General features: G+C 57.6%; 21 protein-coding genes and 1 pseudogene. 8 read left to right on the top strand and 14 right to left on the bottom strand.

Features of this window, described 5'->3' with window-relative positions:
* Window positions 1–47: 47 nt before the first annotated feature.
* The 5 genes from ACFWW2_RS25720 to rpiA form a co-directional block, all read right to left on the bottom strand.
* A complete protein-coding gene (locus ACFWW2_RS25720; RefSeq protein WP_393933352.1) occupies window positions 48–1529 on the bottom strand; it encodes a Do family serine endopeptidase in 1482 nt (493 codons plus the stop codon).
* Window positions 1530–1713: 184 nt separating this feature from the next.
* Complete coding sequence (hflC, locus tag ACFWW2_RS25725; protein ID WP_393933354.1) at window positions 1714–2595, bottom strand: protease modulator HflC; 882 nt, start codon at window positions 2593–2595, stop codon at window positions 1714–1716.
* Window positions 2595–3731, bottom strand: coding sequence for an FtsH protease activity modulator HflK (hflK, locus tag ACFWW2_RS25730; RefSeq protein ID WP_393933356.1), 1137 nt, complete (start codon window positions 3729–3731; stop codon window positions 2595–2597). The genes hflC and hflK overlap by 1 nt, the downstream gene beginning before the upstream one ends.
* Before the next feature lie 78 nt (window positions 3732–3809).
* On the bottom strand, window positions 3810–5276 hold the full coding sequence (locus tag ACFWW2_RS25735) for an FAD-dependent oxidoreductase (protein ID WP_393933389.1): 1467 nt from the start codon (window positions 5274–5276) through the stop codon (window positions 3810–3812).
* A gap of 30 nt (window positions 5277–5306) precedes the next feature.
* Window positions 5307–6095: a ribose-5-phosphate isomerase RpiA gene (gene rpiA, locus ACFWW2_RS25740; RefSeq protein WP_393933358.1), complete on the bottom strand. Its 789-nt coding sequence runs from the start codon at window positions 6093–6095 to the stop codon at window positions 5307–5309.
* Window positions 6096–6265: 170 nt separating this feature from the next.
* On the opposite strand from rpiA, the gene ACFWW2_RS25745 reads away from it, so the two are divergent.
* Genes ACFWW2_RS25745 through ACFWW2_RS25755 form a run of 3 tightly spaced genes read left to right on the top strand, consistent with a single transcriptional unit; the run spans window position 6266 to window position 8818 of the window.
* A complete protein-coding gene (locus ACFWW2_RS25745; RefSeq protein WP_393933360.1) occupies window positions 6266–6952 on the top strand; it encodes a glutathione S-transferase family protein in 687 nt (228 codons plus the stop codon).
* Window positions 6952–8325: an L-serine ammonia-lyase gene (locus tag ACFWW2_RS25750; RefSeq protein ID WP_393933362.1), complete on the top strand. Its 1374-nt coding sequence runs from the start codon at window positions 6952–6954 to the stop codon at window positions 8323–8325. The genes ACFWW2_RS25745 and ACFWW2_RS25750 overlap by 1 nt, the downstream gene beginning before the upstream one ends.
* 10 nt (window positions 8326–8335) lie before the next feature.
* On the top strand, window positions 8336–8818 hold the full coding sequence (locus ACFWW2_RS25755; RefSeq protein ID WP_393933364.1) for a DUF6886 family protein: 483 nt from the start codon (window positions 8336–8338) through the stop codon (window positions 8816–8818).
* A gap of 6 nt (window positions 8819–8824) precedes the next feature.
* Here ACFWW2_RS25755 and ACFWW2_RS25760 read toward each other — a convergent pair whose 3' ends face one another.
* Complete coding sequence (locus ACFWW2_RS25760) at window positions 8825–9835, bottom strand: heme-binding protein (protein ID WP_393933366.1); 1011 nt, start codon at window positions 9833–9835, stop codon at window positions 8825–8827.
* A 191-nt stretch (window positions 9836–10026) separates the two neighbouring features.
* Between ACFWW2_RS25760 and ACFWW2_RS25765 the strand changes: the two genes are divergently transcribed.
* Complete coding sequence (locus tag ACFWW2_RS25765; RefSeq protein ID WP_393933367.1) at window positions 10027–10938, top strand: DMT family transporter; 912 nt, start codon at window positions 10027–10029, stop codon at window positions 10936–10938.
* Here ACFWW2_RS25765 and ACFWW2_RS25770 read toward each other — a convergent pair.
* Window positions 10883–11548 (bottom strand): thiamine diphosphokinase, encoded by a 666-nt coding sequence (locus ACFWW2_RS25770; RefSeq protein WP_393933368.1) that lies wholly within the window; start codon window positions 11546–11548, stop codon window positions 10883–10885. The two genes, ACFWW2_RS25765 and ACFWW2_RS25770, sit on opposite strands and share 56 nt — an antisense overlap.
* Window positions 11549–11682: 134 nt before the next feature.
* Here ACFWW2_RS25770 and ACFWW2_RS25775 point away from each other — a divergent pair, with 134 nt between their 5' ends.
* Window positions 11683–13539 carry a hypothetical protein gene (locus ACFWW2_RS25775; protein WP_393933370.1) on the top strand — a complete coding sequence of 619 codons (1857 nt, stop codon included), beginning with the start codon at window positions 11683–11685 and terminating at the stop codon, window positions 13537–13539.
* Between the two features lie 192 nt (window positions 13540–13731).
* On the opposite strand, the gene ACFWW2_RS25780 is transcribed toward ACFWW2_RS25775, so the two are convergent.
* A complete protein-coding gene (locus tag ACFWW2_RS25780) occupies window positions 13732–13947 on the bottom strand; it encodes a DUF2842 domain-containing protein (protein ID WP_393933371.1) in 216 nt (71 codons plus the stop codon).
* A 6-nt stretch (window positions 13948–13953) separates the two neighbouring features.
* Window positions 13954–15246: an adenylosuccinate synthase gene (locus ACFWW2_RS25785; RefSeq protein WP_393933373.1), complete on the bottom strand. Its 1293-nt coding sequence runs from the start codon at window positions 15244–15246 to the stop codon at window positions 13954–13956.
* 141 nt (window positions 15247–15387) lie between these two features.
* Between ACFWW2_RS25785 and ACFWW2_RS25790 the strand changes: the two genes are divergently transcribed.
* From ACFWW2_RS25790 to ACFWW2_RS25800, 3 genes are all read left to right on the top strand, one after another.
* Complete coding sequence (locus ACFWW2_RS25790; RefSeq protein WP_393933375.1) at window positions 15388–15783, top strand: DUF6524 family protein; 396 nt, start codon at window positions 15388–15390, stop codon at window positions 15781–15783.
* Between the two features lie 76 nt (window positions 15784–15859).
* Entirely contained in the window at window positions 15860–16213 is a 354-nt protein-coding gene (gene secG, locus ACFWW2_RS25795; RefSeq protein ID WP_393933377.1) for a preprotein translocase subunit SecG, read from the top strand.
* Window positions 16214–16372: 159 nt separating this feature from the next.
* The gene (locus tag ACFWW2_RS25800; RefSeq protein WP_393933379.1) at window positions 16373–18016 is read left to right on the top strand and encodes a CTP synthase; all 1644 of its coding nucleotides are present in this window, start codon (window positions 16373–16375) and stop codon (window positions 18014–18016) included.
* A gap of 251 nt (window positions 18017–18267) precedes the next feature.
* On the opposite strand, the gene ACFWW2_RS25805 is transcribed toward ACFWW2_RS25800, so the two are convergent.
* The 5 genes and pseudogenes from ACFWW2_RS25805 to ACFWW2_RS25825 form a co-directional block, all read right to left on the bottom strand.
* Window positions 18268–18786 (bottom strand): acyloxyacyl hydrolase, encoded by a 519-nt coding sequence (locus ACFWW2_RS25805; protein WP_393933381.1) that lies wholly within the window; start codon window positions 18784–18786, stop codon window positions 18268–18270.
* Between the two features lie 82 nt (window positions 18787–18868).
* Window positions 18869–19099 carry an acyloxyacyl hydrolase gene (locus ACFWW2_RS25810; RefSeq protein ID WP_393933383.1) on the bottom strand — a complete coding sequence of 77 codons (231 nt, stop codon included), beginning with the start codon at window positions 19097–19099 and terminating at the stop codon, window positions 18869–18871.
* A gap of 192 nt (window positions 19100–19291) precedes the next feature.
* On the bottom strand, window positions 19292–19621 hold the full coding sequence (locus ACFWW2_RS25815) for a sigma-70 family RNA polymerase sigma factor (RefSeq protein WP_393933391.1): 330 nt from the start codon (window positions 19619–19621) through the stop codon (window positions 19292–19294).
* A 33-nt stretch (window positions 19622–19654) separates the two neighbouring features.
* Window positions 19655–19873: pseudogene (locus tag ACFWW2_RS25820) on the bottom strand (pentapeptide repeat-containing protein); the annotation flags it as partial.
* Entirely contained in the window at window positions 19870–20781 is a 912-nt protein-coding gene (locus ACFWW2_RS25825; protein ID WP_393933385.1) for a hypothetical protein, read from the bottom strand. The pseudogene ACFWW2_RS25820 and the gene ACFWW2_RS25825, both read right to left, overlap by 4 nt.
* Window positions 20782–21194: the final 413 nt, after the last annotated feature.

Genomic DNA, 21194 nt, shown 5'->3' on the forward strand with positions numbered 1-21194 from the left:
GGCCACTTGCGCGGCCCGCCCTGCTCTCTCACTCACTCTGAAACTGTTTACTCCTCGAGCGACAGCGCCACGAAACGTGGGTCACCGCCCCGGCGAACGAGGAGGAGAAGAGATTTCCGGCCAGCCTCTGACGCAGCTTCGATCTGCGCTTCGAGATCGACGATCGAGGCGATGGCTTGCTGGCCTGCTTCGGTGATCACATCACCTTCGAGAAGACCCTTGGAGGCTGCTTCTGATTCAGCGTTGATCCCGGTGATCACAAGACCTTCCTCAATGGACAGGCCGAACTGTTCGGATAGTTCCGGTGTGATTTCCGACAAGGTCAAGCCAAGGACTTCAGCCGATGCTGGGTCTTCTTCCTGCTCGGTCGAGGCGGGGAAGGCCACGGCCTCTGACGTTTCCCGGCGGCCCAAAACCACGATCAGCGATTCCATATCGCCATCGCGCAGGACCTCAACCGGGACTTCCTTGCCCACCGGCGAGTTTCCAACGATGCGGACCAGTTCACGGGTATCCTCAATCTCGATCCCGTCGAAATTCAGGATGACATCGCCAGACACCATACCTGCATCTTCGGCGGGGCCAGCGGGCACATCGGTGACGAGGGCACCGCGGGCCATATCAAGCCCTTCGATAGCTTCGACCATGTCGGGCGTCACGTCCTGGATGCGCACACCCAGCCAGCCACGGCGGGTTTCGCCAAACTCCTTGAGCTGATCGACCACATTGGTGACGACGGCAGAGGACATGGCAAAGCCAATCCCGATGGAACCCCCATTGGGCGACAGGATTGCCGTGTTCACGCCGATCACGTCGCCATCCATGTTGAAGAGCGGACCACCGGAGTTACCGCGGTTGATCGCAGCGTCGGTCTGGATGTAGTCATCATAGGTGCCTGACAGCGCGCGGTTGCGTGCTGACACGATACCGGCGGATACCGAAAAGCCTTGGCCCAGCGGATTACCCATGGCCATGACCCAGTCACCGACCCGGCTACCGGCGCCATTGCTGTCACCGAATTCTACAAATGGCAGGTCCTCGAGATCGACCTTCAGCAGGGCAATATCGGTATTCGGGTCAGTGCCGACAAGTTCGGCAGGTACACCGGGTTCGCCGCCGGGGTAGAATTCGATCAGGATTTCATCGGCCCCTTCGATCACGTGGTTGTTGGTGACGATGAAACCGTCCTCTGAGATCACGAAACCGGACCCGAGCGCCGATGAGCGGCGCGCGCCTTCACCCGGACCCCGTTCAAGATCGTTGAAGAAATCCTCGAAAGGTGAACCTTCGGGCACGATCCCGCGCGGCCCTGTCCGACCTGCCACAACAGTGCTGGTCGTGATGTTCACCACCGATGGGCTGACCTGCTCGGCCAGATCAGCGAAGGTTGCGGGGCGGGTCTGCGCGTTGGATCCGGTCGCCTGCGCGAGCACCAGCGCAAGAGCGAGTGTCACGGCCGCGAAGAGTGCTGCCAGAAGCCGCCGTGTACGCGCCTGATCTTGTTGAATTGCGATTGCCGTCGATTTCACAGGCAAGTCTCCTTGTACATTACAAATGGGCCAGTCGGTGGCCCGTGCTGTTCATGATGATCTATCTAGGGCACAAATTGTTCAACACAAACCGTGTCACCAGGCTGTGATAATTTGAGAAGATTCAAAGAAAAAAGGGGCCAGCGCTATGCCTGGCCCCTTTTTGAGACTGCTGATCCTGCAGTTATTCGTTTGCAGCGCTGCCCTGATCCGACTTCAGATAGTTGAAGAATTCGCTATCGGGCGACAAAACCATCGTTGCATTGCCGGACTGCAGGGACCGTTCATAGGCCGTCATGGACCGGTAGAATTCAAAGAATTCAGGGTCGGCACCAAAGGCATTGGCAAAGATCTCGTTCCGGCGGGCGTCGGCCTCACCTTGGGTGATCTGCGCCTGCCGTTCTGCATCTGACACCAGTTCGATCACGGTCCGGTCGGCGCCTGCCTCAATACGCTGTGCGGCTTCATTACCGCGCGCGATTTCGTCAGCCGCTTCACGTTCCCGTTCGGCCTTCATCCGCTCGTAAGTGGCGTTAAGGTTTTCGGGAGGCAAGTCAGTCCGCTTGAGCCGCACGTCGATCAGTTGCAGGCCCAGACCCCGCGCTTCGACGATAGCGTCATTGCGGATACGCAGCATCAGCGCCGCCCGGTCGATGGACAGGATGTCGTTGCTGGCCACAGTACCCAGAACATTCCGGGTCTTGTCGCGCAGGATGCCATCCAGACGTTCGGCAGCCCGCTGTTCGCCACCGTCACCGACGGCGCGGCGGAACTGTTCAACATCAACGATCCGGTAGCGGGCGAAGGCATCGACCACCAGACGCCGGTCATCCGATGGTGTCACTTCCAGCGGATCAAGGTCGCGGCTGAGGATACGGTCATCGTAACGCACGACTTCCTGAATCAGCGGGACCTTGAAATAAAGTCCCGGATCCTCGCGTACGGACACGATCTGACCGAATTGCAGAACAAGCGCCTTCTTGCGTTCGTCGACGATGAACACTGAGGACATGATGCCAAGCACAATGACTGCGATGGCAGGCAGGATAAAGGCTGATCTACTCATCAGTTTGACCCTCCGGTTGAATTGCGGCGCAGTTCGTTCAAGGGCAGATATGGCACAACGCCCTGGCCCCCACCGCCACTCTCATCAAGCAGAATGATGTCAGTCCCGCCAAGGACCCGTTCCATCGTTTCCAGATACAGACGTTTGCGTGTCACTTCGGGTGCCTTTTGGTATTCCTCCAGAACAGCGGAGAAACGGCTTGCCTCACCTTCGGCCTCGTTGACCACGCGGGCGCGGTAACCTTCGGCCTGTTCGAGGATTTGGGCGGCCTGACCACGTGCTTCGGCGACCACCCGGTTGGCGTATGCGTCAGCGACGTTCTGCACACGATCCCGTTCCTGTTCGGCGTCCTGCACCTGACGGAACGACGCGATGACCGGTTCGGGTGGGTCGGCCTTGTTAAAGTTCACACGCACGATGTTCACGCCCGAGTTATAGGAATCAAGCGTGAGCTGGATTTCATCGGTCAAACGTTCTGCAATCGAACCACGATCCCGGTTCAGAATCGGTGCCAGTTCGCTTTGCGCGATGATTTCGCGCATCGCCGATTCAGCCACGGCCGCAATCGTTTGTGGCGGATCGGCCAGGTTGAACAGATACTCGCGCAGATCAGAGATATTCCAGACCACCTGAAAATCGATATCGACGATGTTTTCGTCGCCCGTCAGCATCAAACCGGCTTCCAGGCCAGACCGGCTGGTCCCGATATCGATGCTGCGTTCGGTTGTCACCGGCAAGATTTCGCGGGTCACGATGGGCCAGGGTGCAAAGTTCAGACCTTCGCCGTTGGTCTCGACATAGCTGCCAAAAAGGAGTTCGATTGACTGTTCTTCGGGTTTGACCGTGTAGAGCGACGCAAACACCCAAAACCCGGCTGCGATCAGGGCACCAAGCCCCACCATACCGCGCGTGATCTGCGGACCACCGCCACCGCCTGTACCGCCGTTTTTGCCGCCGGATCCACCGCCGCCCATCAATACGCGCAGCTGTTCGCGCCCCTTGTTCACCAGATCGTCGATTTCAGGGATGCCGGGCCCATCATTGCCCGGTTTGCGGCCGCCGCGATTGCGGTCGTCATCGCCCCCTGATCCGTTATTGCCGCCGCCGCCCCAAGGGCCCCCAGTGTTTCCTGCCATCGTGTGTCTTCGCTTCCTTTATTCATCGCCCGGTCGGTCGGGCTATCCCTGTGCCATGTGTGGCCTAGTCTTGCAAAATCAAGCGGTCCGCATCGGTTCCTTCATGGTCACCAACTCTTCGGCCATTGTCGGGTGTACGGCCACTGTACGGTCGAAATCTTCCTTTGTCGCGCCCATCTTGACCGCGATCCCGGCCAGCTGGATCATCTCGCCCGCATGGTCTGCGACGATATGACAGCCCAGCACCTTGCGGCTTTCCTTGGACACGATCAGCTTCATCAGTACCCGCCCGGATTTCCCGGCAAAGGCCTGTTGCATCGGCCTGAACGAGGTGCAGTAAACCTCAATCGGTTCCTGATCGCGTGCTTCCTCTTCGGTCAGGCCAATCGTACCCAGTTCAGGCTGGGTAAATACAGCAGACGGGATCAAGTCATGATCCGGCTTGGTTGGGTTGCCCTTGAACACGGTTTCAACAAAGGCCATGCCCTCGCGGATCGCCACCGGCGTCAGTTGCACCCGGTTGGTCACATCACCAATGGCGTAAATCGACGGCACCGATGTCTGCGAATAGTCGTCCACCACGATTTCGCCACGGCGTCCGATCTCAACCCCGGCTTCCGTCAGGCCGATACCGTCGGTGTTTGGTGCCCGCCCTGTGGCAAACAATACGTGATCGAAAACCTGTTCATTGCCGTTGGTCGATTTCACCCAGATCGGCCCCTTGGCCTTTTTATCAGTGTCGCTTTTGGGATTGCTGGCAATATCTTGGGCGTGCTTGGCCGAAGCACCCATAGCGGCATCGGAATCCGTGGGTGTTGGTCCGCCGTGATCTTCGCCCGCCGGGGCCATTTCAACGATATTGGTCCCGACATGCAGGTTGATACCGCGTTGGGTCATGGCGTCAGCCAAAAGACCCCGTGCCTCGTCATCGAAGCCACGCAATATCTGAGCGCCCCGATAATACTGTGTAACTTCCACACCTAGCCCGTGCAGAATGCAGGCAAATTCACAGGCGATGTAGCCACCACCGATGATCAGCACCGATTTCGGCATCTTCTCCATCAAGAAGATATCATTGGACACAATCCCCAGATCGGCGTTTGGCATGTCCGGACGTACCGGGTGCCCGCCGGTGGCCACCAGAATATGCTTGGCGGTCACCGTCTTGTCATTGATCCGCACCGTGTGCGGGTCGTCCAGCGTCGCCCGCCCATCAAAGATTTCGACCTCAGAGCCGTTCAGAAGGTCACGATACACTTCTTCCAACCGGTCCAGTTCGCTATGCAGCCGGGTACGGAAATGACCCCAGTCAAACCCGTTATGGCTGACGTCCCAGCCGTATTCGCGCGCATCGTCGAAGATATCGGGATATCCGCTGGCGTAGACCATCAGCTTTTTGGGTACACAGCCCCGGATCACGCAGGTGCCGCCCATCCGATATTCTTCAGCCAGTGCCACCTTGGCCCCTGTCGCTGCGGCCACACGCGCGGCCCTAACACCGCCGGAGCCACCGCCAATGACAAAAAGATCGTAGTCGAACGCCATATCTTCACTCTCCGCGGTCATGTTTGGTTCTTAGTCGGTCACGTCGGCAAAGATATTGTCATCGTCCAACACATTGAAACGTACTTCTTCGGTGGCATCATTGAGGATGTCGCGCACGGTGACACGCCCATCGCTATGGCCCACAATCACCATGTCGCAGGTGTCGATGAACAACCCGTTATCCACTACCCCCGGGATTTGATTGAGCATCAGGCTGAGCTTGCGTGGTTCGCCGATCCGCTTGAGATGCAAATCGAAGATGAAGTTCCCTTCGTCGCTGACAAAGGGCGTGTCACCCGCCATCCGCTGCGTGATGGTGCGCCCCAGCACATCCATCCCGATCAGCATTTCCTCGATCAGGGCCTGTGTTGTGCCCATGCCAAATGGGATCACCTCGACCGGCAGCGGGAATGCCCCCAGCGTGTCCACCTTTTTGGAGGCGTCGGCGATTACGATCATCCGGTCACTGGCGGTTGCCACGATCTTTTCTTGCAGGTGCGCGCCGCCGCCGCCTTTGATCAGGTTCAGATCATCGTCATATTCGTCGGCCCCGTCGATGGTCACGTCCAGCCAGCGCGCTTCGTCCAGAGTGATCACCTCGATCCCCACTTCGCGTGCCAGTTTGGCCGTCCGGACGGAGGTGGGCACACCTTTGATCTGCAGCCCTTCGTCACGCACCATTTCGCCCAGACATTGCACCAGCCACGCGGCGGTCGAGCCGGTCCCGAGACCAACTTTCATACCCGATTTCACATATTCCGTGGCCTGTTTGGCGGCGACAAATTTTGCCTTGTCGATGGGCGACAATTCACTGGTCATGGGGCAGCTCCGATAGTTCCTGATGCCTTATAGGCAAGATGGGCACGAGGTGCGAGACCTCAAATGCCTCTCACGGGCGGCTCACGGCAGTGTGTCCTGATCTCCGTCTTTTTGGGTGCAATGGTCGTATTTGGGCGGACGAGCGATCTGCGATGGTCTAGCGTCCCGGCATGACCAGACCCTTGCGCCTGCACTATGCCCCGGACAACGCCTCGCTTTGCGTGCGGCTGGCGTTGGAAGAACTGGGGTTGGCCTATGACAGCGTTCTGGTGGACCGCCGGGCAAAGGCGCAGAAATCGTCCGCCTATCTGGCTATGAATCCGAATGGCCTGATTCCAGTGCTGGAAATCCCGCAGGGCCCGATGTTTGAGACCGGGGCGATCCTGCTCTGGCTGTCTGACACCTATGGCGGTTTGATGCCTGCGCCTGATGATCCGGCACGCGCCCATGCGGTGCAGTGGTTGTTCTGGCTGGCCAACACGCTGCATCCCACCGCGCGTATGCTGTTCTATCCGGATCAGTATTGCGATGGCGATGCCGAAGGATTGCGCCGGACAACGCGCCAGCGCCTGTCACACCAGTTGGGTCTGCTTGAACAGGCCAGCCATGCGGATTGGATCGATGCCGATGGCGCCAGCGCGCAGGGCTGCTATCTTGGCCCGCTCCTGCGCTGGTTTGCGCTTTATGGCGGGGCGACGGATTGGTTTGCCCTGCAGCGCTGGCCGCGTCTGCTGGCCTTTGCGGAACGCGCCGAACTTCAGTCCGCCGCCCGCAAGGCAGCCAGTGCTGAGGGGCTTGGCCCCAAACCGTTTTCCGCCCCTATTCACTGTCATCCGCCCGAAGGAAGTGCTGTCTGATGTTCCTGTCTGTCTTTGATATGTTCAAGGTCGGTGTCGGCCCATCCTCGTCCCATACAATCGGGCCCATGGTCGCCGCAGCCCGGTTTCTGGACCACCTGCGCGCGCAGCCGTTCCAGGTGGCAGGCCTGCGCGCCTCGTTGCATGGCAGCCTGGCATTCACCGGGGTGGGCCACGCCACCGACCGGGCCGTTATTCTGGGCCTCGCCGGGTTTCGCGCCGATGATTACGACGCTGACAGGGCCGAGGCTGAACTGACCCGAATTGCATCCGACCATACGGTTAGTCCTGAAGGGTTGGGCACGCTCAAGTTTCACCCCAAGGACGATCTGGAATTCGACTATGGGCCAGCCCTGCCCGGTCATGCCAATGGGCTGATCCTGCGCGGGACGGATGCGCAGGGCGACGTGATCACGCAAGTTACCTATTATTCCATCGGCGGGGGCTTTGTTCTGACTGAGGCGGAGCTAGCCGCTGGCAAAGACACAGATAACGGCCCGCCGATCCCGTTCCCGTTTCACAGCGCCGATGAGATGCTGCAAATGGCAGCCACATCCGGCAAGACCATCGCGGGAATGAAACGGGCGAACGAACTGTCGCGGATGCCCGACGCCGATCTGGATCGCGGCCTCGCACGGATCTGGGAGGTGATGAATGCCTGCATCGACCGGGGGTTGACGACCGATGGCACGCTGCCCGGCGGGCTGAAGGTGCGACGCCGGGCCAAGGGGATCTATGACGCGCTGATGGCTGAACGCGGTATGAACCTGACCGCCCCGCACACCATCAACGACTATATGTCGACCTATGCGATGGCCGTGAACGAGGAAAACGCCGCTGGCGGTCAGGTGGTGACGGCCCCTACCAACGGCGCGGCGGGCGTTGTGCCCGCAACAATCCGCTACTGGCTGGATCACGTGCCGGGGGCCACCGCATCCCGCGTGCCGGAATTTCTGCTGACAGCGGCGGCCATCGGCGGGTTGATCAAATTCAACGCCTCGATATCAGGTGCCGAGTGTGGCTGTCAGGCTGAGGTCGGCAGCGCGTCGGCCATGGCGGCGGGCGGGCTGGCCGCCGTTCTGGACGGCACCCCCGAACAGATCGAAAATGCCGCCGAAATCGCGCTGGAACACCATCTGGGCATGACCTGTGATCCGGTCAAAGGGCTGGTGCAGGTCCCGTGCATCGAACGCAACGGGCTGGGCGCGATCAAGGCGGTCTCCGCCGCATCACTCGCCATGCGCGGCGACGGCCAGCATCTTGTCTCGCTGGACGTGGCCATCGAAACCATGCGCCAGACCGGCGTGGACATGAGCGAGAAATACAAGGAAACCGCCCTCGGCGGGCTGGCCGTGAACGTGCCGAATTGCTAATGCCCGGTGCATGTTTTTTCACTTCAGCGAAGAACCCAAGATCAGGCGGTTCGATCCAAGGCCATCCCGGCTGAACCGCCCGCTGGTCTGGGCGATCAGCGACGCGTTTGATTTCCTCTACCTCTTCCCCCGCGACTGTCCCCGGATCGTGATCTGGGCGACAGAGCAAACGACCACACAAGACGCGCAGCACTGGCTGAGCGGACATCGGCGGGTGGCGTTTGTGCAAGAGCATTGGATGGACCGGATCAGCAAAGCAACGATCTATCGCTACAGCCTGCCGGGCGACCATTTCACCGCGCTTGATGATGTCGGCATGGCGGTGTCTGACCGCCCCGTCGTGCCGGACAAAATCGAAGCGCTGACAGGCCTGCCAGCGCTTCTTGCAGCGCGGGAGGTTTCGCTGCGTTCGGCGCCGTCCCTGGACCCGATCAAAGCGGTCTGGGACAGCACCCTTCATGCCAGCGGCATTCGCTTGAGGAATGCCGCATAAGTCACTTTAAACAGATGGCATTTCAGCCTTCGATGTGTCAGGCTCTGCCACCTTTTCCATCGTGTTGATGCTGACATGCGGCCAGCGGATCAGGCCGGGCTGGCCATCACGGCGCGGGAAGAAATCAAGCATCACAAGCTGCGAATACTGCATGATCAGCTTTTCCTCGCCATCGACATCCACTTCCATGATCCAGAAGATGGATTTCATGTCGGTCGCATTTGCCTGCCTGACAATGAAGGGAATGTTCGAAATCCGCGCCTGTTCGACGGATGTCTCCATCTCCAGCACGGTTGTGCGCTTGACCGTTCCCGGCACTGCCCCTTTCAGCAGATCGTTCGGGGTGACCGGATTGAAACCGGGAAAGCCCGGTGCGGTGACCGTGCCCTTGAAGGGGTTGTCGTTGAACGCCTTGTAGGGCGACAGGTACACCCCATTCAGATCGGTTGCGACACCAATCGGCAGACCGCTGACATCAGGGATTGTGGGTGGGCCGTCGATCACCTTGCTTTCGCCAATAACCAGCGCACTGTCACCATGCGGGATGGTACCCAGCCGCGCGATATCAAGGTTGTCTGTCTGCCGGTTCAGCATGTGCAGAAACAGGCCCGGTTCGTGGTGAATGGCCAGATCAGCAGGGCCGGCCAGCCCGCTTTTGGGGTGATCATCGGCTGCCTTCTGTTTGATCATCTGCTCATAGTCGAGCGTGACGACAAACTGGTCGGTATTCTCGGACGGGTTGCCAAAGGCGATGCCGCGATTGGGCACCGCCTTATCCACCAGCGAGAACTTCAGCTCTTCGTTGTACTGATTGGCCAGCACCCGGTAATTGATCGGGTTGTCCTCGCGGGCAAAGGGAAGGGCAATCATGTTCCAGCCCCGCCCGTCGAAGGCGTCAGTGTTTTTCCATGTGCCGGGCAGCAGTTTCAGCGGCCCAAGATCCGGGTCGCCGGTCTGGGCCACATCGACATAGCGGCCCCCACTGCGAAGAGTTTCCAAGCGATCTTCAGAGATCATAACAATAACCTTTTTAAAACAAACATTTAAATGCAGAAGCCGGTGCTTCATCTTTTGTAAAACGCATAGACGGCTTGAAATAAGGGCGCCGGTTCTGCGAAACGATCTTAGCACAAGTTTCTGATTTTTTCGAATCTATCAACAAAGTCGGCGCGATTGTGCCGAAGACGCACTCTCGATAGGCTGCGTGAATGTCTGGTGACCGTCCCTTTCTTGGCGTCCTTTTGATGCTCGCGTTCTGCGTCCTCGCACCGCTTGGCGATGCTGTGGCAAAACTGCTTGGCGGGATTGTCGCCCTTGGTATTCTGTTGCTGGTCCGCTTTGTCATGCAGGCGCTGATCCTGTTGCCCTTGGTTCTGCTGAACGGTCAAAAACTGACCCTGCCGCGTGATCTTTTGATCTGGACCCTGATGCGCACTGGTCTGCACATTCTGGGGATCGGCCTGATGTTTACCGCATTGCGGTATCTGCCTTTGGCTGATGCCTTGGCCATCGCCTTTGTGATGCCGTTCATCATGTTGCTTCTGGGGCATTTCGCGATGGGGGAAGAGGTCGGCATGCCACGGATGATGGCCTGTCTTGTGGGCTTTATCGGGACGCTTCTGGTGATCCAGCCCAATTTTGTCGAGGTCGGATACCCTGCCCTGTTGCCGCTTGGCGTCGCGCTTGTTTTTGCACTGTTCATGATGCTGACACGCAAGGTTGCCCGCGATATTGATCCGATCCGGTTGCAGGCGATCAGTGGCGTTCAGGCGACCGTGATGCTAGTGCCGCTCTTGCTGCTGTTCCCAGATGCCCGAGGTACGGGCGCTTTTGACTTCGCCCCATCTACACTCTGGCTGCTGTTGGCGCTTGGGGTGATCGGGACCAGCGCGCATCTGTTCATGACGTGGAGCCTGCGATTTGCCCCCGCCTCGACCCTTGCGCCGATGCAATATCTTGAAATCCCGTTTGGCACGGCTATCGGCTGGATGATCTTTTCGGATTTACCAAACGGGCTCGCTGCCATTGGCATTTGTATCACTGTCGGTGCGGGCCTTTACATCATCATGCGGGAACAACAGCTTTCAAGGCGGCCGCAAGATGCGACCGCGGCACAGTGATCAGCAACGGTCCTGCCGCGTCGATCACCACCGCATCATCCGCCGCGGCGTTTGACGAACTGATAAAACCCGTTGGATGCATTTCCTGATCGGCAAAGGGCCACTGCACACCGCTGACGCTGACCCGCGCGGTGCCAAGCGGCATTAACGACACACGGGTCTGGTGTGGCAGGTGCAACACCGTGCGACCCTGGGATGCCATGAAGCTGACATCGTTCGCATCAGCAAGCAGCACGTTCTTGTCGGGATACCGGGCGACCACGTTCAATACAGCCAGAGCATGATCAATCCGCCCGCCGGTAAAGCCCAGCGCGATGATTGCAGCGGCGGAAACGCGGGTCAGCGCCTTTTCGAAATCGGTCGTGGATTGTTCGGGAATGTGGCAGAGCAGATCCGCAAATGTGGCACGGGCGTGTTCAGACAAACTATCCAGGTCGCCGATCACTGCGGCAGGGGTGATTCCCGCCTGCAAAAGACTGTCAGCACCGCCATCGACCGCTATGTATTTGGAAACAAAGGGGGAAAGCTGATGAATCTCTGCCGCATCCACCCTTGCGCCTCCGACCAGGCAAACTATACCTGCGTCAGAAACAATTTGTTTGATGGGCACGTTATTAACCTCAATTCACAAACATTCCTCAAAACGGTCACAAAATGATCCCGAATGTTCCGTCATGCTGTTCTCGATTAAGAATGAGTATCTGTCCAGCAAACTGCGGCTAATAGATCTAGAAAGCGGAAAATATGGGCGAAGCCAACAAAATTCTGAGCGTTTCATATGGCACTTTTTCGTGCCGCCTTGAAGGGTTCGAAGACTCTGTCGAAACGATGAAAACCGTGGTGTCCTACTTCCACGAATTGGCAGGTCATGACCGCTTTATGGATATGGAACCGCAAGCCCCTGATCTGGACGAATTGGCAGATCTGACGGTCGAAGATGACGGAACCCCAGTTGAAGCCGTTGTCGATAGCGGTGTGGTCAGCCTGCGCATTCAGCGCCCTGAACCGACGGAAGAAGAGGAACGGCCGAGCCTGCGCTTGCGTCGTGACAAACCGGCAGAACAGCCCATGGACGAAGATGTGTCTGATCTGGATGACCTCACGGATGAGGCTTCTGACCTCGACGATCAGGATGATGATGTTTCCGATCTGGATGATGATGTCTCCGATCTGGACGATCTGGAAGACGATGTCGCTGATCTGGATGATTACGACGATGTCGCAGCCTCTGACGATGACAGCGATGAGCATGCAGAGGTTGATGACGCCGCCGAACTGGACGACGCTGTCGCCGAAGATGACCTTGATGAGGTCGCGGCAGAAGACATGGACATTGTCGAAGATACCGAGGTCGAAGAAGAAGACACCTTGGCTGCGGATGACGACACTGACGAAGACGAGATGGTTGCTGCCGAAGCAGACGACGCCGATGACGACATGGCAGAGGCTGAGCTGGTAGCGGAAGATGATGTTGCCGATGATGATACAGCTGACGCGCCCTTCTACGATCCCGCTGCGGCCCCGCCCGCTGCTGATCAGGATGACAGCGTTGCCGCCAAGCTGGAGCGTATCCGCTCTCTGGTCGGGCGCGTGCCTCCGGCCAACCGCACGGCCGCTCCTGACGCGGGCGCGCCTGCAGCGTCGGGGAGCATTGCTGACCGCCTGTCAGCCCTGACCGGCAAAGCCCCGCAAACCGATGATCATCTGGTTGATGATTTCGATTTCAAAGCTGACGAGGCCGAGCCGCTGGTCCTGTCTGACGAAGACAGCGCTGATGACGAAATGGCCGATCACGCCGACGATTTCGACCGTGATGATGCAGAGGATACCGCCGCACATCTCGTCGATGATGACGATGGCGCAGAAGATGCCGCCATGGATGCCGACGACGGCGAGACAGAAGACGACATCGCCATGCGGCGCGACAACCGGTCCAAGCGGGACAATCTGCCCAAAAACGACGATGACGCCATGTCGCGGATCATGTCGCAAGCCGATGAACGCCTGAACGAGCCCGAGGGGCGGCGCCATCGCGATGCGTTTGCGCAACTTAAGGCCGCTGTGGCCGCAACTGAGGCTGCGCGCCAGTTGGGCGATCAAAACGAGACTACGGATCCGCGCGACGCTTTCCGTGAAGATCTGGATGAGGCTGTCAGATCAGAGGACGAGGAAAGCGACGAGGCACCTGCCGCCCGCTCTGTTTCAACCCCGCTGAAACTGGTGGCCGAGCAGCGCATCGAGGACGAGCCGTCTGATCCCGCAGACCGCCTGCGTCAGATCGCCTCTGTAAAAGATGATGGCGAAGGTCAGAAAGGTGGCTTTGCCGAGTTTGCCAGCGCAAAAGGCGCAACCGAGCTTGCCGATCTGCTTGAGGCCGCCGCCGCCTATATCGCGTTTGTCGAAGGCGACGACGATTTCTCGCGTCCGCAGGTGATGAAGAAGGTTCAGATGGCTTCCGCCGATCAGTTCAGCCGCGAGGATGGGCTCCGCTCATTCGGGCGTCTGCTGCGGCAAAGCAAAATTATCAAACTGAATAACGGGCGTTTCCAGGTGTCCGAAGACACACGGTTCCGTCCTGATGATAAGGCCGCACAAGGCTGACCGTCGAGCAGACGCTAGGGTGAAAGGGGCGGGGTTAATACCCCGCCTTTTTCTCGTTTGGACATAGCAAAGACGGTGCAGTCGCGACCATCTGATGGCTGATATTTCTGACACCGCTTAACCGTCGGCCATGACGTGCATTCATGCGCCAAACCAAACATGTCTTGCGAGCCGAAGGTCCGCGCATTTTGGTCAGGGTTTTTCATCCGGATCGGGCTGCCCGATCCCCTTGAACACCCATTTCAGCGGAAATGCCCAGCCAATGCCAAGGGCGACATAGATGAAAAACTCGATCACTTTTGGAAAGCGCGACGCCCCTGACATGATCGTCACCGCCAGCACAATATAGGCCGGCAGGCCGACCACCAGCACGAACAGGGCCAGTCTTTTGCGCGCTTTATAGGTCATTCATCCTCAGTCGGAAAACGGATCAGTGACGAGGATCGTATCCTCGCGTTCAGGCGAGGTAGAGACTAGCGCGACCGGGCATTCGATCAACTCTTCGATCCGGCGCACATATTTGATCGCCTGCGCTGGCAGGTCCGCCCAGCTGCGCGCCCCTTCGGTTGATTCAGACCAACCCTCAATCTCTTCATAGATCGGCACACAACGCGCCTGCTGGTCCGCGGCGGTTGGCAGGTAATCCAGCTTTTCCCCGTCCAGATCATAACCAACACAGATTTTAAGCGTCTCAAAACCGTCCAGCACATCCAGCTTGGTCAGCGAGATGCCGGACACGCCAGAGGTCGCACAGGTTTGCCGCACAAGGCAGGCGTCAAACCAGCCGCAGCGCCGCTTGCGGCCCGTGGTGGTGCCAAATTCATGGCCCCGCTCACCCAGCCGCTGCCCGTCCGCATCCTCCAGTTCGGTGGGGAACGGCCCCTCGCCCACGCGGGTCGTGTAGGCCTTGACGATGCCGAGTACGAAATCAATCGTTCCCGGCCCGACACCAACGCCGGTGGCCGCCTGACCGGCGATCACATTGGACGAGGTCACAAACGGATAGGTTCCGAAATCAATATCGAGGAGCGCGCCCTGCGCACCCTCAAACAGGATCCGTTTGCCCGCCTTGCGTTTTTCATTCAGCACTTTCCAGACTGGCGCTGCGTATTGCAGAACCTCGGGTGCGATGCCCCGCAGCTGTTCCAGCACTGCATCACGGTCAATCGGTTCCAGCCCCAGCCCACGACGCAACGCATCATGATGGATCAGCGCACGGTCCAGCCGCAATTCCAGTGTCGCATCATCGGCAAGGTCGGCCACACGGATCACCCGGCGGCCCACCTTGTCTTCGTAACATGGGCCGATGCCGCGCCCCGTCGTCCCGATCTTGGCGACAGAGTTCTGGCTTTCCCGCGCCCGGTCCAATTCGCCATGAAATGGCAGGATGAGCGGCGTGTTTTCGGCGATCATCAGCGTATCTGGTGTGATCTGCACGCCTTGGCCGCGCAAGGTTTCGATTTCCTTGACCAGATGCCACGGGTCCAGCACCACCCCATTGCCGATCACCGACAGCTTGCCACCGCGCACCACGCCAGAGGGCAGCGCGTGCAGCTTGTAGACCTCACCATCAATCACCAGCGTATGGCCTGCATTGTGGCCGCCCTGAAAGCGCGCGATCACATCGGCCCTTTCCGATAGCCAATCCACGATCTTGCCCTTGCCTTCGTCGCCCCACTGGGCGCCAACGACCACTACATTTGCCATACGCGATGTCCTTACAGATGTCCCACGCCCCTATATAGCCGCCACAGTTCAGACGAAACCGCAAATTTGGCCCCCCGCAGGCTGGACAGGGCACGCGGGCCTCGCCATTGTCCTGCCAGATAAAAAGAAGTGAGGCATATCATGGGTTTCGTCATTCGCTGGGTCTTTGCCTTTGTGCTGTTGGCGGCCACCTATAATCCGACGGAATGGAACTTCGTGCGGTGGAGCGCGGCCAATGCCGAAACAAACCTGTCCATGACGGTGCTGTTCGGGCTGGTCCTTCTTGTGGGCTACATCATCTATCTGCGCGCCACATTGCGATCGATCGGTATCTTCGGGATGGTTCTGATCCTGGCCGTGGTAGGGACCGTCCTGTGGGTTCTTTATGATCAGGGTATCGTCAATCTGGACGACCCAACGCTCAACACATGGATCGCACTTGCAGCCTTGTCGGTGGTTCTGGCCATCGGTCTTAGCTGGTCCATCGTACGCCGCAAGCTGACCGGCCAGACTGACGTGGATGACATCGACGAATAAGGGACATTCAGGGGTTGCGGGATAGCCCTGCAGCTTTTAGATACCGCGTGTTCGCGAACGCCCCGAAAGGCCTGTCATGGAAAACGTTGTCCTCATCATCCACCTGATCCTGGCGCTCAGCCTGATCGGCACCGTGCTGTTGCAGCGGTCAGAAGGTGGCGGTCTTGGCATCGGCGGCGGTGGCGGTGCCGCCACGGGGGGACGGCCCGCGCCAACAGCGATGGGCAAGTTCACATGGCTTCTGGCCATCGCCTTTATCTGCACATCCATTGCCCTGACGCTGATTGCGGCGGAAAAATCCGCAGGCTCCTCCGTAGTGGACCGGTTGGGTGGAACCGGCACCGAAGAAGGCGTGCCTGCCCCTGATCTGGGTGACAGCCTTCTGCCACCGTCGGCAGATGATGATCCGCTGGTTCCAACTGGCGACTAAACCACAAGCTGTTGCCGAACGGACAAGTTCGGCAACATGATGTTGCGTCACCGGTTGCGCGCACGCCCCGAATCCGGTAATAGTCAAATCCCGTGATGATGCGAACTTCGCCGTTCGCTTTCCCACAGATTTTGGACGTTTTCACGGGAGTTCCCAGCCATGGCGCGTTATATCTTCATCACCGGCGGCGTGGTGTCTTCCCTTGGTAAAGGCCTGGCCTCTGCGGCCCTCGGCGCGCTCTTGCAAGCCCGCGGTTTTTCCGTGCGTCTTCGCAAGCTTGACCCCTATCTAAACGTCGATCCCGGTACGATGTCACCCTTTGAACATGGTGAGGTGTTCGTGACCGATGACGGGGCCGAAACCGATCTGGACCTCGGCCATTACGAACGTTTCACCGGCGTGCCTGCCCGCATGACCGATTCCGTCAGTTCCGGGCGGATCTATTCCAATGTCCTCGAAAAAGAACGACGCGGCGATTATCTGGGCAAGACCATTCAGGTCGTCCCCCACGTCACGAACGAGATCAAGGAGTTCCTGAAGATCGGCGAGGACGAGGTCGATTTCATGCTCTGCGAAATCGGCGGCACCGTCGGCGACATCGAGGGCCTGCCGTTCTTCGAGGCGATCCGCCAGTTCAGCCACGACAAACCACGCGGCCAGTGCATTTTCATGCATCTGACGCTGCTGCCCTATCTGGCGGCCAGTGGTGAGCTGAAGACAAAACCAACCCAGCACTCCGTCAAGGAACTGCAATCCATCGGGATCGCGCCCGACGTGCTGGTCTGCCGGTCCGAACAGCCGATCCCCGACAAGGAGCGGGAAAAGATCGCCCTGTTCTGCAACGTGCGCAAGGAATCCGTGGTCGCCGCCTATGACCTGAAATCCATCTACGAGGCGCCGCTGGCCTATCACGAACAGGGTCTGGATCAGGCGGTTCTGGATGCGTTCGACATTTCGCCCGCCCCGGCCCCGAAACTGGATGTCTGGCACGATGTCTATGACCGCATCCACAACCCCGAAGGCAAAGTCAAGGTCGCCATCGTCGGCAAATACACCCAGCTTGAAGATGCCTATAAATCGATTGCAGAGGCGCTGACCCATGGCGGCATGGCCAACCGGGTCAAGGTCAAGATCGAATGGGTCGATGCGGAGCTTTTCGACCGCGAAGACGCCGCCCCCTATCTCGAAGGATACCATGCCATCCTCGTGCCCGGCGGCTTTGGCGAACGCGGCACCGAAGGCAAAATCAAGGCGGCCCAGTTCGCCCGCGAGAAAAAGATCCCCTATCTGGGCATCTGCCTCGGCATGCAGATGGCCGTGATCGAGGCCGCGCGCAACGTCGCCGGGATGGACAAGGCCGGGTCAGAGGAATTTGACCATGAGGCCGGTAAAAAGCGTTTCGAACCCGTGGTTTATCACCTCAAGGAATGGGTGCAGGGCAATCATAAGGTGGCGCGCAAGGCCGATGACGACAAAGGCGGCACCATGCGGCTCGGCGCCTACAGCGCGACCCTGACCGAAGGCTCCAAAGTGGCGCAGATCTACGGCAGCACCTCGATCGAGGAACGACACCGGCACCGCTACGAGGTCGACGTGAAATACCGCGATACGCTGGAAAAGGCCGGGCTGAAATTCTGCGGCATGTCACCCGACGGCAAACTGCCCGAAATCGTCGAATGGGAAGATCACCCCTGGTTCATCGGCGTCCAGTTCCACCCCGAACTGAAATCCAAACCCTTCGCCCCCCACCCGCTTTTCGCGGACTTCGTCAGAGCCGCAGTAGAAACATCGCGGCTGGTATAGGTGTGAGGTTGGGGCCGCTTAGCGGGAAGAGCCGTCGTTTGCACAACTTTGGCGATTAACTGGTGCCAGACCAAAGAAGACATTGGATGCACGTATCAACCACCTCGTGCGTTCCGGATCAACGTCCGCATTAAAGGTGAAGATTGCCGACTGGACCGACAACAGCGACCCAGTGTGCTTATCATGACTGTCGAAAGACGAGGCCGCCTTGCTCGGGTATCTCTATCATCAAGCATTTTTGAAGGATGGCTCTATCCCTCCCAGTTGGTCGACCAACGGATAGCGAGCGTTTCGCGGCTTGGGCTTGCATCGCGAAAATCTGCGTTGGACATGCTGTCGTAGCTGATCGTCACTTTACTGCCGTTGTCAAACGTATAGCCAATACCAAGTGCCGATCGAAATTGCAGAGTTCCATCAAGATCAGCGCCGTCACCTTGCATATAAAGACCGGGCATCATCGAGGTTTCGATGAACAATGGGGTGTCGTAGACGTATTGGGTGCTCCATTTCCAGCCGATCCCGAACCATGCAGCCCCATCGGTTGTCAGCGAAAGGCCGTAAGTGGGGCGAAAGGGGCCGCGTCGACGATGGCTGTCGTAGCCAAGGTAGAACTCATTCGCACTCTGAAATTCATCAGATTGCAGTTGTCCCAGCTGATAAAGCACCTGTGGTTCTTGCTTTTCGGTATCAAGGCAACCGCTGGGGCAATCATTCAACGTCATATCTGTCAAACTCGTCAGCAGCCAGATTAGACCAAGTGTACCGTCCATGATATCATCCTATTTTTTGTGGCCCGGTGGAGCCTCCCGCGAGAGGTACTAATGATAGATAAAACTAAGGCGCATATGCAGATCAAGTCGCCTGCACGGTTGATAACTTATAATGCGACAAACGTCGTTGGTTCAAACTGATCGCGTAGCGGATCGACAAATTTTCTAGTCCGGGGTTGGTCGCGCGTGTGTCGCCGTTCGACCAATGATCCCATGATAACGTGAGTGTGGATCCATTGTCGAATTCATATCCCGCGCCGATCGCTGCACGAAAATGAACTTCTCCGCCTAAATCAGGCCCATCGCCGCGCAAGTGGATGCCACGGATAAAGGATGTTTCCTAGGAAAATCCAGCCCGAACCGGCCATTCGAATTCTGGGCAGGATCGGCCGGTCAGCGGACTTTTCTACCGTTCGTTGCAGACGAGCAAATGGCGGTTTGCTGGTACAGAGTGAGACAAGCTTAACCATGTGTCCCATTCAAGAAATGGTAAGCACTACCGCTCTCAATTCGATTCTTTACGTGCCTTTGTCGCTTTTCTTTTCGGATGTTTCAGTTTGCGAAGCGCCTTTGCTTCGATCTGCCTAATTCGTTCCCTAGTTACACCAAATTGTTGGCCAACTTCTTCAAGTGTATGGTCGGTGGACATGCCTATACCGAAGCGCATGCGTAAGACCTTTTCCTCGCGTGGAGTCAGAGAAGAGAGAGGGCGCGTTGAGGTTTTTCGTAAGTTCTCGTGAATGGCAGAGTCCTGCGGCTGGGTGGACTTTCCCTCCAATTTTTTCAGGTGCCAATCTTCCGGCGCATCGTCATTCCAAATAACCGATTCAACCATTGCACCCTCGAAGCTCGTTGAGTCAGTAATTCTTGCTCCATAGAAACTCGCGTTGCTCAGGTCAGCCCCAAAGAAATCGGCGCCGTCTAAATCTACCCCCGCAAAACTAACGCCCTGCAAGTCAGCAAATCGAAAATCCTTCTTTGGGTTGATCTTGGCAGTTCTTATCAAATCCGCCAAATTACCGCCTTCTGACTCTCGCACTTCTTTTGCAACTTTGAACGGAAGGTTTTTACTTACCAGCTCCATCATAGGTTTTCTCTCATGTTGTCTTGTTCGGCATCTGAAATTCGAACCTTAATTTTTGCGTGAGAAATTATCAATTCTCCCTCATGAACATCCCATCCATTCTTAATCTGGTCGTCGCGAATTGCCTTCAACATCATTAGTTTCTCAATTTTTAACCTATTGCTAGATCTCCAGTCCAATGAGTTCGGCATTAGGTCGGCGTCCTCATTTTCTACAATGGGCAAATAAACACCATCTTTGAAGGTGCAGGAGATCATGACTCCAACTTCGTAAGTCTTTTGTAATTCGCTGTCGGGGCCCACTGCACAAAGAGCGGTTGCGTCTTCCGCTTCTTCTTTGGTGTTGTCTGACTTATCTCGAAAGTACTGACCGGACAGTGTTTGATCCAAAGTTCGAGGGTCGCCCAGGACCTCATGCCCAATCCTCCAAGAGTCACCGGCGGTAGGTTCAACAATTCGATACTTGATGGTACTCTTGTATTCGTCCATTTCGAGGTTTTGCATTGTCTTCTCGATACTACCACCGAGAGCGCCCTCAAGGCCAACTGATGAAAGAACCTTGCTTAGTAGCCCATCTACAGAGGCACCAATTTTGCCGGACGCGTCTCGGCTTTTTTGAATTGTTCGCTTGACCAGTTGGACAAAGTCTTCGGGTGGGAGAGTAGTCTGATAGCGCGGTGTTGAGTTAATAATCTGGCACCTGTCCAACTTCAACCTCAGGAAACACTTTCGAAATCGTAGAGAAAATCCGAATCCGGTTTCGTCACTCACGTGCTCCTCACCGAATATCAAATCGATTTGAATTGGTAGCTCAAAGAAATTGCCACCTTGGTTAACGAATGTTACGAGCTGCGCCCCTCTGGGAAATGCGCTCACATTGTCGCGGCGCTCGACACGTGCAGTCTTTGGCATGTATTGCACTCCTTTACTCATCCACCGACAGGTTGGCCACCATGCTATACTTCTACAACGGCCCCGCGTTTTTGCGAAGCATGTTGTTGTGTCGGTGGGGAGTAAGGGACGGACATGGAACCTGTCGAATTGGCTGGACACCCACTTCTTAAGCCGGGCAGTTTCGTTACAGCAAGCAGTTGTAAACGCAATAAACCCGACTTTTGTGCGCGGCGCATCATCGATCGAAGTGGGCTCGCTGTCGACATCTGACGGTTTTGGTCGGATGACTGGTGCCAGCCGAGGCTGTGTGAAAACTCCGGATGATGTATGCTTTTCGGCAAAGACTGGAGGCGGGCATGTCGGGATATATCGAGGGCGCGGAGCGAAGTCAGGCGACGCTTTTTCCGGATCGGCTTGAAGATTGGATCGAC

Source organism: Yoonia sp. R2-816, from assembly GCF_046762905.1.
GTDB lineage: Bacteria > Pseudomonadota > Alphaproteobacteria > Rhodobacterales > Rhodobacteraceae > Yoonia.